We start from the raw sequence: 16,346 nt of genomic DNA, 5'->3' as shown, positions 1-16,346 counted from the left end.
GCGTCAGTAGCCGAGGTTCTTCTTGCTGTTGTAGACCTTCATCGGATCATCCGCGGCCGTGTAGAGCTTCGACTCGGTCTGGATCCACTTGGGCGGGACGGTGCCCTTCTCCTTGTAGGCCTTCAGCACGTCGAAGGCGGGGCCGGCCATGTCGGGGGTGAGCTCGACGGTGGCGTTGGCCTCGCCGGCGGCGATCGCCTTGAAGATGTCGGGGACCGCGTCGATCGAGACCGTCAGGATGTCCTTCCCGGGCTTCAGGCCGGCCTCCTTCATCGCCTGGATGGCGCCGACCATCATGTCGTCGTTGTGCGCGTAGACCGCGCAGATCGCGCGGCCGCCCTCGGCCTTGATGAAGCTCTCCATCACCTCCTTGCCCTTGGCCCGGGTGAAGTCGCCGGTCTGGCTGCGGACGAGCTTCAGGTTGGCGTGGGGCGCGAGGGCGGCGTCGAAGCCCTTCTTGCGGTTGGTGGCGACGCTGGCGCCGACCGTGCCCTGGAGTTCGACCACGGCGCAGGGCTTCTCGCCGACCGTCTTGGCGAGCCACGCGCCGGCGACCCGGCCTTCCTCGACGCTGTCGGAGGTGACGGCGGTCAGGTAGAGGTCCTTGCCGGCGGGATCGATGTCGCGGTCGAGCAGGATCACCGGGATCTTCGCGTCGCGGGCTTCCTTGAGCACGGAATCCCAGCCGGTGGCGACCACGGGGGCGAGCAGGATCGCGTCGACCCCCTGCGCCACGAAGGACCGGATCGCCTTGATCTGGTTCTCCTGCTTCTGCTGCGCGTCGGCGATCTTGACGGTGATGCCGCGCTTCTTGGCCTCGTCCTTGGTCACGGTCGTCTCGGCGGCGCGCCAGCCGGATTCGGAACCGATCTGCGAGAACCCGACGGTCAGCGAGGCGGCCTGGGCCCCGCCGGCCCACGCCAGCATCGCGCCCGCGATCATGGCCTTGATGGAAATGGTGCCTCTCATCGACGTCCCCCCCGTTCGGATGCAGCCGCCGCCTCTTCAGGACGATCGGTCGGAATATGTATGACATATGCGCGCCGCGTTGAACAGCCGCATCCGCAGCGCATCCCTGGGGTTGCTGACCATACGGCCGAGGCTGAGGCGCGAGCACTATTCCGCTTGGCACATCGGCTGCCCGCCCAGGGAAATAGTGCTCTCGTCCAGATACTTACAATCATTGGACCATTCTGGAAGACGGCAAGCGGCCTTGCCGCACCGGGCTCCCGACGCGTGCGGCTCGCCTTTGCCGGGGCGCGTTCCGGGAGGCTGGCCGCCGCGCGGAGATCGGATTTCCGGCAGGTGCCGAGCCGGCGATTCGCCGAGTGGGCGGCTTTCTCGAATCATATTGTATGAGTTTATGAGGGGTCGGGCGGAGTCATGCGCCTTCCCTCTTTTTTTGCGAGGGAGGGCACAGCCTTTCCGGAGCGACCGCCTTTCCGAGGTGCGCATCGCCCGGAACCCGAGGTGTGGATGGGCGAGCCCCCGGGAGAGGTGGCGCCTCCAACCCGTGCAGTCCCCCGGTCGGGGCAGGCGGCCCGTCAAACACCAAAAAACCCCGCCCGATCGGGCAGGGTTCTCATCGTTCGAGCCGGCGGAAGCGCGAGAGCCGGAAGGAACACATCCGTCCGGCCGGACGGATCAGCCCAGGAGCTTGTCCAGGGTGATCGGCATCTCGCGCACCCGCACGCCGGTGGCGTGCCAGACCGCGTTGGCGATGGCGCCGACCGTGCCGGTGATGCCGATCTCGCCGACGCCCTTGACGCCGAGCGCGTTCACGATCGCATCGTCCTCGTGGACCAGGATCGCCTCCATGGCCGGGATGTCGGCGTTCACCGGCAGGTGGTACTCGGCCAGGTTGTCGTTGAGGAAGCGGCCGGTGCGCGGGTCCATCTCGGCCCGCTCGTGCAGGGCGAAAGACAGGCCCCAGATCATCCCGCCGTAATACTGGCTCTGGACCAGCCGTGGGTTGATCACCCGGCCGGCCGCGAAGGCGCCGACCAGCCGGCTGACCCGGATCTGGCCGAGATCGGGATCGACCCGCACCTCGGCGAAGACCGCGCCGTGGGCGTGCATCGCGTAGGATTTCTGCGCGGCCGGGTCGGCCCCGGCCTTGCCCTGGCCCTCGATGCTGGCCCGCCCGGCCCGCTTCAGGATGTCGGCGAAGGACTCGCTCCGGCTCGGGTCGTCCTGCCGGGTCAGGCGCCCGCCCGCCGCGGTGACCCCGGCATTGCCGGCGCCGTAGAGCGGGGAGGCGGGGTCGTCGGTGGCGAGCTTGGCCAGCTGGGCGATCACGTCCTGGGATGCGGCGTGGATCGCGTTGCCGGCGGTGGCGGTGTGGCCGGAGCCGCCCGCAATGCCGGCATTCGGGAGGTCGGAAGACCCCATCCGGAAGGTGAGGGCCTCCATGCCGATCCCGAGCCCGTCGGCGGCGATCTGGGCGAGCGCGGTCCAGGCGCCCTGGCCCATGTCGATCGCCCCGAGTTCCACCGTGCCGGTGCCGTCGGCGCGGATCTCCGCCCGGGCCATGCCCTCGAAGATCAGGGCCGGGAAGGTGGCGGTGCCCATGCCGATGCCGACCAGGAAGCCATCTTTGTCCCGGGTCTGGCGGGGCTGGAGCGGGCGTCCAGCCCAGCCGAACGCCTCGGCGCCGCGCTGGTAACACGCACGCAGGGCCTTGGACGAGAACGGCTTGCCGGTGATCGGCTCGACCTCGGCGTAGTTGGCGAGCCGGAACTCCAGCGGGTCCATGCCGAGTTCGTGGGCCATCTCGTCGAGCGCGCTCTCGAGGGCGACGCTGCCGGTGGCCTCGCCGGGGGCACGCATGAACAGGGGCGTGCCGGTATCGAGCCGCACCGCCTCGTGCCGGATCGCGATGGCCGGGCTGGCGTAGAGGGTGCTAGTCGCCCGGCCGGCCGGCTCGAAGAAGTCGTCGAAGCTCGAGGAGGCGGTCAGGATGTGGTGGTCGAGCGCCGTGAGCTTGCCGGCCGCGTCGGTGCCGAGCCGGAGCGTCTGCCGAGTCGGGCCGCGATGGCCCATCGGGCCGTACATCTGGGAGCGGGTCGGCACGAGCTTGACCGGCCGCCCGACCATCCGGGCCGCCATGCAGGCGAGCACCTGCGGCCCCGAGGGCACGCCCTTCGAGCCGAAGCCGCCGCCGAGATAGGGGCTCTCGATGTGGATGTCGTCGGGCTTGATCCCGAACAGCCCGGCGAGCCGTCCCTGCGAGATCGCCAGCCCCTGGGTCGGCATGTGCAGGGTCAGCCGGTCGCCGTCCCACTGGGCCAGGGCCGCGTGCGGCTCCATGGCGTTGTGGTACTGGGCCGGGGTCTCGTAGGTGGCCGCGATGGTGCGCGAGGCGGATGCCAGGCCCGCCTCGACGTCGCCGTCGCTCTCGGACGGGGGCGCGCCGACGCCCACCGAATCCGGGGTGAACACGTCGCCGGAATCGAGGCCGATGCGCGGCGTCTCGGTCGCGTAGGTCGGCGCCAGCAACCGCGCGCCCTCGGTGGCGGCCTCGAGGGTCTCGGCGATCACCACGGCGATCGGCTGGTTGGCGTAGCGGACCCGGTCGTTCTGCAGCAGGTCGAGGCGGAAGATGAACGGTCCGGCCTTGGCGTCCGGGTCCTGGGCGAGTTTCGGGGCGTTCTCCGGGGTCATCACTGCGACGACGCCCGGATGGGCCTCAGCGGCGGACCGGTTCAGGCCGGTGACCCGGCCCTTGGCGATCCGGGCGACGCAGAGCGCCGCGTGCAGCGTGCCGGGGGGCAGGTTGTCGGCGGAGAACCGGGCCTGGCCGGTCACCTTGAGGGGCCCGTCCCGCCGGGTCAGCGGCTGGCCGATGCTGGAGCCGTGGCGGGTGCCGGCGGCGGAGTCCTGGGGTGTTGCGGTCGCGGTCATGCGGTCTGTCCTCAGACGATGCCGAACGGGGAGGCGGGGAGCGCCGGGATCCGGGCAGGCGTCCCGGCGGCCGCGAGGGTCAGCGCCCGCACCGCGACGCGGCGGGCGAGTTCGATCTTGAAGGCGTTGGCCTCGCCGGTGGGCTTGGCGCCGTCGAGGGCCAGGGCGGCGGCCCTGGCGTAGGCCTCGGGGAGGGCGCCTGGCCGGCGAGCGCCGCCTCGGCCGCCTCCACCCGCCAGGGCTTGAGCGCCAGCCCGCCGAAGGCGAGCCGGGCCCGGCCGATCTTTTCGCCGTCGAGCGTGAGGGCGGCGGCGGCCGAGACCACCGCGAACGCGTAGGAGGTGCGGTCGCGGACCTTGAGGTAGCGGGCGTGGCCCTGGAACGCCGCCGCCTCGGGCGGCAGCCGCACGGCGGTGATCAGCTCGGCCGGGCGGAGCGCCGTCTCGTGCTCCGGATGATCGCCGGGGAGAGCGTGGAACCCGGTCAGCGGCACCTCCCGGGCGCCGTCCGGCCCGGCGATCTCGACGACCGCGTCGAGGGCAGCGAGCGGCACGCAGAAATCGGACGGGTTGGTGGCGATGCACTGCTCGCTCCAGCCCTGGACGGCGTGGATCCGGGTGGCGTGCCCCAGCGCGGCGCAGCCGGAGCCGGGCTCGCGCTTGTTGCAAGGCGAGACCGCGTCGGTGAAGAACGGGCAGCGGGTGCGCTGCATGAGGTTGCCGCCCACCGTGGCGGCGTTGCGCAGCTGTGCCGAGGCGCCGGCCAGCAGGGCCTCGGCCACCATCGGGTAGGTTTTTTCGATCCTCGGGTCGTAGGCGAGGTCGCTGTTGCGCACGAGGGCGCCGATCCGGGTGCCGCCGTCCGGCAGGGCCTCGATGCTGGAGAGACCCGGCAGCCGGGTGATGTCGACGATCCGGGCGGGCGCGGTGACGCCGCCCTTCATCAGGTCGACCAGGTTGGTGCCGGCGGCGAGATAGGCGGTGTCGGGAACCTGCCCGGCCGCGACGGCCTCCGGCAGGCTCGCGGGGCGGATGTAGTCGAAGATCCTCACGCCGCGTCCTCCCGATGCTCGACCTGTCCGGTGGGGCGCGACGCCTCCTGCACCGCGTCGAGGATGCCGGCATAGGCGCCGCAGCGGCAGAGGTTGCCGCTCATGCCCTCGCGGATGCGCTCGGGATCGGTGCCGGCCTGGCCCTCGCGGATCAGCCCGACCGCGCTCATGATCTGGCCCGGGGTGCAGAAGCCGCACTGGAACCCGTCATGCGCGATAAAGGCGGCCTGGACCGGGTGCAGCCGGTCGCCCTCGGCCAGACCCTCGATGGTCAGGATCTCGGCGCCGTCGAGGCTCGCGGCTAGGGTGAGGCAGGCATTGATCCGCCGCCCGTCGACCAGCACCGTGCAGGCGCCGCACTGGCCGCGGTCGCAGCCCTTCTTGGCGCCGGTCAGGCCGAGCCGCTCGCGCAGGAGGTCGAGGAGGGTGACGCGCGGATCGTCGAGGGCGATCTCGCGGGCTTGCCCGTTCAGGGTAAGCCGGAGGGGAATATTCATGCTGGGTCCCGGCTGGCAAAGGCTGGAACCGTTACAGATAGCCGGGACCCCGCCCCCGGCGAGGCCCGGAGCGGGGATCATGTGCGCCACCTCACACCGCGGGGTGCTGCGCGGATCGGCTTACTTGACCTTAACCTCGGAGACGGACTTCAGAACCGTCTTGCCCTTGGTGGTCTCGATCTCCACGGCGGGCTCGTCCTTCGAGGCCTCGCGCTTGACCGTGTTGCCCTTGATCGTCTTCTCGACGTCCTTGGTGTGGACCTTGGTCACCTCGCCTTCGACGATGCCCTTGCCCCATTTGTAGGTCACGTCGTCCCCGGCCTTCACGTCCGCCTTGCTCATCCGCGCGCTCCATCGTCTGGTGCGGGAGAAGGCCGCCGGGGGCGGGGGCGTTCCCGGGCTTCCACGGCCGGGATGCCGCAGCGAGCGATCCGAGGCCGAGGCGCGGCCTCAGCGCCCGACTGCCCCGCGCAAAGCCGCGACCATTGCCTCCACGGTCGCCTGGGCGGTGTCGCCGAGGTCGATGTCGGTCTCGCCGACGGTGACGAGGCCGCGCTCCTCCAGCTCCCTCACGCCCGCCGGGTCGGCCTCGTGGCCGGCGCCGTCCTTGCGGATGACCGAGGTGACCCGCTCGCCGCTGACCAGGCGGTGATAGGCCGCGAAGGCGAAGATCGAGAGCGCCTTGTCGGAGAGTCCGTTCACATCGTCGGCCATCATGCCATCCTTCGAGACGGGTGGGACTGATGGAACGCCGCCCGGCGCCGGCGGGGTCCGGGAGCGGGCAAGGGTGCGACGATCGGGTGCGACGACGGCGCCACCGGCGGAGCGTGGCCGGACCGACAAGCCGGCTTCGCCCCGGGACACGCTTCCTGCTACTCTGCCGCCCTCATGACGACGACAGGCGACCAGACCGAAGTGGAACTCAGCCCCGACGCGCAGGCGGATCCTGCCGCGCCCGGCCTCACGCCCCCCGATCTCGGCTACCGCCTGCGCCAGCAGGTGATCCTGTCCGAGTTCGGGGTCGAGGCCCTGCGCGGCACCGATGTCGACCACCTGCTGCAGCGGGCCGCGGACCTGTGCGCCCAGGGGATGGGCGCGGAGTTCTGCAAGGCGCTGGAATACCGCCGCGGCGAGGACGCGCTCCTGGTGCGCGCCGGCGTCGGCTGGGGGCCGGACGTGATCGGGCAGGCCCGGGTCGGGGCCGACCTCGCCTCCCCGGCGGGCTTCGCCCTCAAGACCGGCCGGCCGGTGATCTCGAACCACCTCGCCGAGGAGACCCGGTTCCGCACGCCCCAGCTGATGGCCGACCACGGCATCCGCCGGGCGATCAACGTGCTGATCGAGAACCGGGACGGGGCCTTCGGGGTGCTGGAGGTGGACGACACCCGCGAGGGCATGTTCGAGGAATCCGACATCGCCTTCATGCAGGGCTTCGCCAACCTCCTCGGCGGCGCGATCGAGCGCCAGCGCACCGAGAGCCTGCTGCGCGCCGCGCTCGCCCGGCAGGACCTGCTCGCCCGCGAGATGAGCCACCGGGTCAAGAACAGCCTCGCCATCGTGGCGAGCCTGCTCGCCCTCCAGGCCCGCGCCGCCGAGGCCGAGCCCGCCGTGCACGCGGCCCTGTCGGACGCGCGCAGCCGCGTCGAGGCCATCGCGGGCGTCCACGACCAGCTCTGGCGGCAAGGAGACAGGACCGGCGACAAGATCGGGGACGGGGACGGGGAGGGCGTGCCCGGCGAGCTCGACCTCGCGCCCTTCCTGGAGAAGCTGGTGGCCAACCTCGACAGCGGCGCCCCGGGCCAGACCCTCACCTGCACGGCGGCGCAGCAGCGGATCTCGGCCGACCGGGCGATCCCGATCGGGCTCCTGGTCAACGAGCTCGTCACCAACGCGCTGAAATACGCCTACCCGCCCCAGACCCATCCGAAGGGCGGCGCGATCCGGGTCCGCACCGAGCGCGCGCTCGACGCCCTCGTGGTCGAGGTCGCCGACGACGGGGTCGGCCTGCCGGCGGATTTCGAAATCGGGCGCAGCTCGAAGAGCCTCGGCATGCGGGTGGTCGGCAGCCTGACCCGGCAGCTCGGCGGCACGCTCACGGTGCCGCGGACGGGGCAGGGCGCCTGCTTCCGGCTCGAAGTGCCCCTGACGGCCTGAACCGCCCGCCCCGGCGGCAGCCCTGAAGTTCAGGTAGATTCGGACGAAGAAACCGGGCAAAAGTGGCAATCACCGCCGGGGCACCCCCAGAGCGGCGTTTGCGGGAGGGGGCGGGATGCGACGGCGGCGCGTGCTGCCGGCAGGGCTGGCCCTGGCGGGAATCCTCGTCCTTGCCGGTGCCCTGGCCGGTATCCTTGCCGCCCTCGCCCTCGCCGGGCCGGACCTGCGCGCCCGGGGCCTGCGCGCGCTCGCTCCGCTGGCCGAACTCTCCAGGAGCATCCTGCCGGACGCGCCCGCCGCCGCGCCGGAGCCGAAGGCTGAGGCTGCGCGGGTCGCCGTGGAGGACGGGCGCACGATCGTGCGGCTCACCCCGGAGGAGCGCGCCCGGATCGGGCTGGAGACCGCCATCCTGCCGGCCAAACCCCACCGCCAGGAGCTCACCGCCTATGGCAGCGTCCTCGACCTCGCCCGGGTGACGGAGCTGACCAACGCGTATGCCGGCGCGATGGCCGCGCTCCAGACCGCCCGGGCCCGGGCCGAGGTCTCGGCCAGCGCCGCGCGGCGGGCCCGCAGCCTCGGCCCCGCCACCATGGCGGCCGCCCAGATCGAGACCGTCGAGGCCACCGTGCTGACCGACCGGGCCGCCGTCACGGCCGCCGAATCGCAGCTGCGCACCCTGGCGGCCACCGCCCAGCAGGAATGGGGGCCGGTGCTCGGCCGGGGCATCGTCGAGCGGGCGCCGCTGGTCACCCGCCTGATCGAGCGCGCCGACTTCCTGATGCAGGTGACCCTGCCGCCGGGCGAGGCCCTGAACCCGGCCCCGGACTCGGCCTTCGCGGAGGTGCCGCCGCAGAGCGTCCGGGTGCCCCTGCGCCTGGTCTCCCCGGCGACCCGCACCGATCCGCGGATCCAGGGCCAGAGCTTCTTCTACCTCGTCTCCGGGGAGGGCGGCCTCTTGCCGGGCATGAGCACGATGGCGTTCCTGCCCGCCGCCCGCTCGGCCACCGGGGTGCTGGTCCCGGAGGACGCGGTGGTGCACGGGGAGGGGGGAACCTGGGTCTACCGGGGCGTGCCACAGGGCGGATTCGTCCGCCACCCGGTCCGGGCCGATGCGCCGCTCTCGGCCGATTCCTTCGTGGTCGAGGACCTGCCGGACGGCAGCGAGATCGTGCTCAGGGGCGGCCAGGCGCTGCTCTCCGAGGAGATGAAGGGCCAGATCCGGGTCTCCGGCGACGACGATGATTGAGCGTCTCACGGGCGGCCCCCAGGCCGGGCTGGTCGGGTTCTCGGTGCGGCGCCCGCGCGTGGTGCTGGCCCTGGCCTGCGCGCTCCTGGCGTTCGGGCTCTACGCCCTGCGCAGCGCCCGCTACGACGTGTTCCCGGAATTCGCGCCGCCCACCGTGACGATCCAGACCGAGGCGCCCGGCCTCGATCCGGAGCAGGTCGAGGTCCTGGTCACCCAGGCGATCGAGGGGGCGGTGGGCGGCCTGCCCGGGCTGGAGACCCTGCGCTCCTCCTCGATCCAGGGCCTGTCGGTGATCAGCGCCGCGTTCCGGGCCGGCAGCGACGTCGACCGGGTGCGCCAGCGGGTCAACGAACGGCTGGCGGCCCTGGCCGGCCGGCTGCCCCAGGGCGTCATGGCGCCCGCCATGACGGCGCTGACCTCCTCCACCTCGACGGTGCTGCTGATCGGGCTGACCTCGGACAGCCGCAGCGCCATGGACCTGCGCACGCTCGCCGACTGGACGGTGCGGCTGCGCCTCCAGGCGGTGCCGGGCATCGCGCAGGTCTCGGTCTATGGCGGCGCCGTGCGTTCGCTCCAGGTGCAGGTCCGCCCCGACGACCTGATCCGCTACCGGGTCGGGCTCAACGACGTGCTGGCGGCCGCCCGCAAGGCCACGGGGGTGCGGGGCGCCGGCTTCGTGGACACGCCCGGCCAGCGGGTGGTCCTGCGCACCGAGGGGCAGTCGCTCACCCCGGAGGCGCTGGGGCGCACCGTGCTGGTCAACGAGGGCGGGGCGAGCGTGGTCCTGGCCGACGTCGCCACAATCCTGGCGGCCCCCGAGCCGGCGATCGGCGCCGCCCTGGTCGACGGCAAGCCCGGCGTGCTGCTGATGGTCGGCGCCCAGGTCGGCGTCGACACCAGGACGGTCACCGGCCGCCTCGAGGCGGCCCTGGCGGAGCTGCGGCCGGCTCTGGCCCGGGCCGGAATCGGCCTGCACGCGGACCTGTTCCGGCCGGCGAACTTCGTCGACGTCGCCAACGGCAACGTCCTCCAGGCCCTGCTGCTGGGCGGCGCCCTGGTGGTCGTCGTCCTGCTGGTCTTCCTGGCGGACTGGCGCACGGCCCTGATCAGCGCGGCCGCGATCCCGCTCTCGCTGATCGCCGCGGCGCTCGCCCTCCAGGCCTGGGGCGAGAGCCTCAACACCATGACGCTCGGCGGGCTGGCGCTCGCCATCGGCGAGGTGGTGGACGACGCGGTGATCGGCGTCGAGAACGTCGCCCGGCGCCTGCGCGAGAGCCGGGCGAAGGGCCGGGCAGAGGGCTGGGAAGCCGGCGCGGCCCGGGTGGTGTTCGACGCCATCCTGGAGGTGCGCGGCGCGGTCGCGTACGCGACCCTGGCGGTGCTGCTGATGTTCCTGCCGGTGCTGGCGCTCACCGGCGTCGCCGGCCGCCTGTTCGGCCCCCTGGCGCTCGCCTACATCGCCGCCGTGCTGGCCTCGCTGCTGGTGGCGCTGACGGTGACGCCCGCCCTCGCCCTGCTGCTGCTCGCCGGGCCCGGGGCCACCGGGGCCGCCGACCCGCCGGTGGTGCGCCTCTGCCGGGCGGCCTACCGGGCGCTGCTCGCCGGGATCGGGCGGGTGCCGCGCACCGCGATCGCCCTGAGCGCGCTCGCGGTGCTGGCCGGCCTGGCTTTGGTGCCCCGCCTCGGCGCCAGCTTCCTGCCCGACCTGAAGGAGGGCCACCTGATCCTGCACATGGCGGCGGCCCCCGGCACCGCCCTGCAGGAATCCCAGCGGCTGGGCGGCCTGATCACCGCGGGCCTCAAGGGCATCCCGGGGGTCCGGACCGTGGCGGCGCAGATCGGCCGGGCCGAGGCCGGGCAGGACACGGCCGGCACCCATTACAGCGAGATCCATATCGACCTCGAGCCCGGCCTCGACGGCGCGGCCCAGCGGGCCACGGAAGCCGGGATCCGCGTCCTCACGGCCCGCTTCCCGGGCGCGGCCTTCTCGCTCAAGACCTTCCTGACCGAGCGGATCGAGGAGACGGTCTCGGGCCACACCGCGCCCGTGGTGGTCAACCTCGTCGGCGACGACCTGCCCCGGATCGAGGCCGCCGCCCGGGCGGTGGCGCGCGAACTCGCCGAGGTGCGGGGGGCCCGGGACGTGCAGCTCGCCGCCCCGGCCGGGCTGCCGCAGGTGACCGCCTCCTTGCGTCCCGCGGACCTGCGCCACTGGGGCCTCGACGCGATCGAGGTGCTGGAGGCGGTGCGCACCGCCTACCAGGGCGACACGGTCGGCCAGACCTATGTCGGCAACGCGGTGTTCAACGTGCTGGTGATCCTCGACACCCGGTCCCGCGGCCGGCTCAGCGCGCTGGGCGACCTGCCCCTGCGCAATCCGGGCGGGCGCTACGTCCGGCTGTCCCAGGTCGCCGACATCTACGAGAGCACCGGCCGCTACCAGGTCCAGCACCAGGGCGCCCAGCGGGTCCAGACCGTGACGGCGGGCGTCGAGGGCCGGGACGTGGCCGGCTTCGTGGCGGCGGCGCGCGCCAAGATCGCCCGGTCGGTGCGCCTGCCGGAGGGCGTCTACGTCGCCTTCGCGGGGGCCGCGGAGGCGCAGGCGCAGGCCCGCACCGACCTCCTCGCCCATGCCGCGCTCGCCGGATTCGGGATCGTGCTGCTGCTCGCCGTGGTGACCGGGTCGGGGGCCAACCTGCTGCTGGTGCTGGTGACCCTGCCCTTCGCGGGTCTCGGTGGGGTGGCCGCGATCGTGCTCACCGGGGGCGTGCTGTCCCTGGGCTCGATCGTCGGCTTCGTCACCCTGTCGGGCATCAGCCTGCGCAACAGCGTGATGATGATCGCCCATTACGAGCAGCTGGTGCAGGCGGGCCGCCCCTGGGACCGGGCCACCGCCGTGGAGGGCGCCGCCGACCGGATGGTGCCGATCCTGATGACCTCCCTGGTCACCGGCCTCGGCCTGCTGCCGCTGGCGCTGGGGGCGGGCGAGCCCGGCCGGGAGATCGAGGGCCCGATGGCGCTGGTGATCCTGGGCGGCCTCGTCACCGCGACGCTGCTCACCCTGGCAATCCTGCCCGAGCTCGCCCTGCGCTTCGCCCGGTTCCGGACTCCGGGGCCGGGGGGGGGCTGGACGCGGAGGCCGCCTGAGGCGGGCCCGAGCCTGCGGCGTCGGACCGGTCCGCGGCGGTGCAGCAATCCGGGCGCCGACGCGTTCCCGCTCAGGCGCGGCAGGCGCAGGATCGGCAGGCGCAGGATCGGCAGGGACGATGGCACAGATGAAACCGCGCGTGGCCCTCGGGCTCCAGGGTGGCGGCTCCTACGGGGCCTACGGCTGGGGCGTGATCGACCGGCTGCTGGAGGAGCATATCGAGATCGTCGCGGTCAGCGGCGCCAGCGCGGGCGCGCTGAACGGCGCCGCCCTGGCGGCGGGCTTGGCCACCGGCGGCGACGAGGGCGGCCGGGAGGCCCTGGAGCGGCTGTGGCGGGCGACCGCCGAGCGCTCGCCCCTGCGCGGCTTCGAAGGGTTCGGCACCACGTTCGAGCCGTACGTGGCCCCCTTCCTGGACCCGTTCGTCGCCCGGTCCCTGGCGCTGTTCCGCGAGGCCTCGGCCTACGTCTCGCCGTTCCTGCCGACGTTACGCGACATGCACCTGTTCCAGGCGGTGGTGCGGGCCAGCATCGACCTCGAGACGGTGGCCCGGCAGGAGCGGGTGCCGCTCTACGTCTCGGCCACCGACATCCTGACCGGGGCGGCGCGTCTGTTCACCGGCCCCGAGGTCACCCTGAAGGCCCTGATGGCGTCCTCGTGCCTGCCGGAACTGTTCGCCCCGGTGGAGATCGACGGCCGGCGCTACTGGGACGGGGGCTACGCCGCCAACCCGGCCCTGGAGCCGCTGGTGTTCAACGGCCACGGCGCCACCGACCTGATCGTCCTGCAGCTGACGCCGTTCGTGACCGACGCGATCGGCCTGCTGCCCTCCGAGGTCGCCGGGCGGGTCAGCGACATCAGCTTCAACGCCTGCCTGATGCGCGACCTGAAGGCGCTGACCGAATTGCAGCGCTACGCCCGGGAGACGGACACCCAGGATGCCCGGATGCGGGCGGTGGCCGACATCAACATCCACCTGCTCCAGGCGCCCTGCGAGCTGGCCGGGGGCGAGATCAGCAAGCTCGACACCCGCTGGTCGACGATCGGCGCCCTGCGCGACCTCGGCCGCGCCACCGCCGAGCGCTGGCTGGCCGAGAGCGGCCACGCGATCGGCACCGATTCGAGCCTGCAGACCCTGGAGGCCGCGATCGCGCCCTGAAGCCGGGGAGGGGACCTCGCGGCCCCGGCGGGCGGGTCCCCCTCCTCCGGGGGCCGGCCGTGCCCCGCCCCCATGCGCGGGCGGGGCTGGACAAACCCGGGCGGAGGCCGCGATCTGTCCCGGCAGGGCGCGGCGGGATCAGAGCGGACGACAGTGACCGGGATCAGGAACGCGGCGGCCGCGAGGCTTTCGGAGCGGCTCCACGGGTTTCGCAGCCTGGGCGGCAATTGCGAGTTCGGCTTCGTGCAGCGCTACGGCGGGGTCGAGCCGTCGGGCCTGCTGCGCTTCGCCTACACGCCGATGGAGGACCTGATCCGCGGCCTGCGCTGCGGATTTGCGGATTTCGGCGCGCCGGGGGACCTGCGCATCGCCATCAGCGACGGCGGCACCTACTACTGCCACAGCGTGGCCTACAACATCTGGTCGAACACCGGCCATCCCGCCGGCTCGATCGACCCGGACGTGCTGGTGGAGCGCGAATACGGCCGGCTCGCCCACCTGAAGCGCAAGATGCTGGACGAGCTCGCCGACGGATCGAAGATCCTGGTCCGCAAGGTCGACCGCGACGCCCCGGATTCCGACTTCGAGCGCCTGGCCGAGGCGGTCTGGGCGCACGGCCCCTCGACGCTTCTGCGCGTCGTCGAGGCCGGGCCGGATCGGGTCGGGTCGGACTGGCGCCCGGAGCCGGCCCGGCGGGTCGCCGACCGGGTGATCGCCGGGCAGGTGCGCCGCTTCGCCCCCACCGCGCAGGCCTGGGAGATCGATCTCGAGCCCTGGCTCCACCTGATCGACAGCGCCTATGCGCTCGAGCACGGCGCGCCGCCGACCACGTTCGAGGCGGGCGCCTTCGGGGCGGCCCTGACCCTGCCGGGCGGCCTGCGCCGGCATGCCGGGCGGCACGCCGCGACGGCGCTCAGCGCCTACACGCGGGCGGTCGAACCGTCCGGCCTCGGCACCGACCGGGCCTACGTGTTCTCGACCTGGGTGTGGATCCCGGAGGCGTTCGCCGGCGAACGGGTCTTCGCGGTCGCCGGCCACGGGCGCCTGGGCTGGCGCGACGCCGACCTGTCGCGGCGGGACTGCTGGCAGCGGGTCTGGGCGGGCGGGCGGATGCGCCTGGGCGTCGCCCGCGAGCCCGTGGGGCTCGGCATGATCGGCACGCGGCGGGACCGGTTCTGGTCGTTCGGCGCGCGCTTCCACGAGGGACCGATCCCGGAGGCGGCGGCCGCACCCACGTTCCGGATGCCGCCGCCCCGGTTCCCGGGCCGGACGCTCCTCGGCTGGCTGCGGTCCCGACTGCCGTGACGCCGCGCGGTTTATCTTTTGACGATCCGTCTCAGTCGATCCGTTTCGCGGCCGGATCACCGCTCGACCGTGCCGGACGCCCAGACATTGGATCCGGCGAAGACAAGTCTTCGCTGATTGATGATTAAAATCTGCATTCGTTAATACAAAACAACAGTGTTTACATTCGCGACGGCCGATACTCTTCCGCGCAGATTGACTTTCCCCTCCCGCGCCCGCCTATCCTGAATCCATCACGTCGAGCCGCCGGCCGTGCCGTGGGGGGCCTATGCAGAGAGTTGCGCGCGCGCGTTCGACCGGGCGTTCCGGGCATTCCGGGAACGCCCGGTATCCGGCAGGCGGGCGCCTGTGGGTTCCACGGCGGTGCGGCACGGATGCGCCGGCCTGCCCGGCCCTGCCGCGGACGCGTGGCGCCTCGTGAGCGAGCCCAGAACGAGCCGCACCGCGAGCGTCGGCACGAACGTCGGTACCAGCGTCAGCATCGTGACGCAGACGACGGTCAAGCCGGAGAGCGCCGACGCCTTCGCGCAATGGCAGGGCGACACCAGCGCGGTGATCGCCCGGTTTCCCGGCTTCATCGAGCAGCGGCTGATGCCGCCGCGCCCGCCGCTTCAGGTCGACTGGGTGATCCTGCAGCGGTTCGCCAGCCTGGATCACGCCCGGGCCTGGCTGGTCTCGCCCGAGCGGCAATCCCGCATCTCCGGCGCCGCCGCGATGCTGGTGGGGCGCGACGACGTCCACATCGTCACCGACGACGCCAGCGCCGCCCGGACCGCCCCGGTCTCGGCCGTGATCAGCACGCGCGTGAAGCCCGGGATGGAGGCGCAATACCTCCGGTGGGAGCAGAAGGTCGCCGCCGCCCAGTCCAGGGCGACCGGCCTGCAGGGCTACCGCTTCGAGCCCGCGGTGCCGGGGGTGCAGGAGGATTACGTCGCGATCCTGCGCTTCGACAGCGACGCCAACCTGCAAGCCTGGCTCGGCTCCCCCGAGCGCCAAGCGCTGATCGAGGAAGCCGCGCCGCTGACGGCGGAATTCCACACCCGCATGGTGCATAGCGGCTTCGAGCAATGGTTCCGCGACGTCGCGCCGGAGGGCGCCCCCGCGCCCGCGGCGTGGAAGATGAACATGATCGTCCTGCTGACGCTCTATCCCACGGTCTTCCTGTGGGGCCTGCTGGTCGGCACGCCGCTGCTCACCCGGACCCTGGGCATCGACTTCCCGGTGGCGCTGTTCATCGGGAACGTCTTCAGCGTACTCCTGACGTCGCGCCTGGTGCCGTGGACCGCCGAGCACCTCCGCTGGTGGCTGGCACCGGCCCCTGAGAAACGCCGGCGCGCGGACCGTCTCGGCGCCGGACTGCTGGTCGCCGCCTACGCGGTCATGATCCTGGTGTTCTGGAAGCTGTTGTGACGGCCCCTCCGGGGCGGCGACCGAGGCGGTTTTTCTTGACCGTGCGTCTCACGCGTCCGGGCGGACCCGACCTCCGCCGCCCGGCCCCGGCCTACAGAAGCAAGTCTTTCCCGTATCGGACAAGGTATCGCGCTGAAGAAGATTACGACGATGCGTAAATGCGCGACCGGTTTCCGCGTGACACACATTCCCGGCGCGGCGGCCGATCCGTGTTGACGCGGATCTGACATCCATGCTTCCTGTTTTCATCTGCCGATTATCGTCAGACCATTCGATCCGATGGAGATTCGTGACGATCGAGACACGTCTTTCGCCACCGGGATTGATGGACGATGCGTGATGACGGTCCACGACATCGGATCCGCCGATGCGCGCCACGCCATCATCCGCCGCTGTATTCGGAATGTCGCCCTGGCATGGTAGCGACGGCACGGACCATTCAGCGGTTGTTTAGATTATATGATTGCGTGTTT

Annotated in this window: 10 protein-coding genes and 2 pseudogenes; 6 read left to right on the top strand and 6 right to left on the bottom strand. The window is 72.4% G+C overall.

The window, feature by feature from the left end:
* Positions 1-3 precede the first annotated feature (3 nt).
* The 6 genes and pseudogenes from ytfQ to FVA80_RS07915 form a co-directional block, all read right to left on the bottom strand.
* Positions 4-942 carry a galactofuranose ABC transporter, galactofuranose-binding protein YtfQ gene (ytfQ, locus tag FVA80_RS07940; RefSeq protein ID WP_281408720.1) on the bottom strand — a complete coding sequence of 313 codons (939 nt, stop codon included), beginning with the start codon at positions 940-942 and terminating at the stop codon, positions 4-6.
* A 702-nt stretch (positions 943-1,644) separates the two neighbouring features.
* A complete protein-coding gene (locus tag FVA80_RS07935; protein WP_147909115.1) occupies positions 1,645-3,903 on the bottom strand; it encodes a xanthine dehydrogenase family protein molybdopterin-binding subunit in 2,259 nt (752 codons plus the stop codon).
* A gap of 11 nt (positions 3,904-3,914) precedes the next feature.
* A pseudogene (locus tag FVA80_RS07930) lies at positions 3,915-4,954 on the bottom strand (xanthine dehydrogenase family protein subunit M).
* Positions 4,951-5,451 carry a (2Fe-2S)-binding protein gene (locus FVA80_RS07925; protein WP_147909117.1) on the bottom strand — a complete coding sequence of 167 codons (501 nt, stop codon included), beginning with the start codon at positions 5,449-5,451 and terminating at the stop codon, positions 4,951-4,953. Before FVA80_RS07925 ends, FVA80_RS07930 begins: the two are co-directional and overlap by 4 nt.
* Positions 5,452-5,571: 120 nt before the next feature.
* On the bottom strand, positions 5,572-5,793 hold the full coding sequence (locus FVA80_RS07920; protein WP_147909118.1) for a DUF2945 domain-containing protein: 222 nt from the start codon (positions 5,791-5,793) through the stop codon (positions 5,572-5,574).
* A gap of 108 nt (positions 5,794-5,901) precedes the next feature.
* Positions 5,902-6,168 (bottom strand): hypothetical protein, encoded by a 267-nt coding sequence (locus tag FVA80_RS07915; RefSeq protein WP_246692312.1) that lies wholly within the window; start codon positions 6,166-6,168, stop codon positions 5,902-5,904.
* A gap of 171 nt (positions 6,169-6,339) precedes the next feature.
* On the opposite strand from FVA80_RS07915, the gene FVA80_RS07910 reads away from it, so the two are divergent.
* The 6 genes and pseudogenes from FVA80_RS07910 (at position 6,340) to FVA80_RS07885 (ending at position 15,873) form a co-directional block, all read left to right on the top strand.
* Entirely contained in the window at positions 6,340-7,605 is a 1,266-nt protein-coding gene (locus tag FVA80_RS07910; protein WP_187193616.1) for a histidine kinase dimerization/phosphoacceptor domain -containing protein, read from the top strand.
* Between the two features lie 115 nt (positions 7,606-7,720).
* Positions 7,721-8,851, top strand: coding sequence for an efflux RND transporter periplasmic adaptor subunit (locus FVA80_RS07905; RefSeq protein ID WP_147909120.1), 1,131 nt, complete (start codon positions 7,721-7,723; stop codon positions 8,849-8,851).
* Positions 8,844-11,957 (top strand): annotated as a pseudogene (locus FVA80_RS07900) (efflux RND transporter permease subunit); the annotation flags it as partial. The gene FVA80_RS07905 and the pseudogene FVA80_RS07900, both read left to right, overlap by 8 nt.
* 160 nt (positions 11,958-12,117) lie before the next feature.
* Positions 12,118-13,158 carry a patatin-like phospholipase family protein gene (locus FVA80_RS07895; RefSeq protein WP_147909121.1) on the top strand — a complete coding sequence of 347 codons (1,041 nt, stop codon included), beginning with the start codon at positions 12,118-12,120 and terminating at the stop codon, positions 13,156-13,158.
* 153 nt (positions 13,159-13,311) lie between these two features.
* Positions 13,312-14,463 carry a hypothetical protein gene (locus tag FVA80_RS07890; RefSeq protein WP_147957809.1) on the top strand — a complete coding sequence of 384 codons (1,152 nt, stop codon included), beginning with the start codon at positions 13,312-13,314 and terminating at the stop codon, positions 14,461-14,463.
* 417 nt (positions 14,464-14,880) lie between these two features.
* Positions 14,881-15,873: an antibiotic biosynthesis monooxygenase gene (locus FVA80_RS07885; RefSeq protein ID WP_147910914.1), complete on the top strand. Its 993-nt coding sequence runs from the start codon at positions 14,881-14,883 to the stop codon at positions 15,871-15,873.
* Positions 15,874-16,346: the final 473 nt, after the last annotated feature.

Origin of the sequence: Methylobacterium sp. WL1 (assembly GCF_008000895.1) — a bacterium.
Classification (GTDB): Bacteria; Pseudomonadota; Alphaproteobacteria; order Rhizobiales; family Beijerinckiaceae; genus Methylobacterium.
The sequence above is the reverse complement of the archived record's forward strand: the minus strand, read 5'-3'. Positions and strand labels throughout refer to the sequence as shown.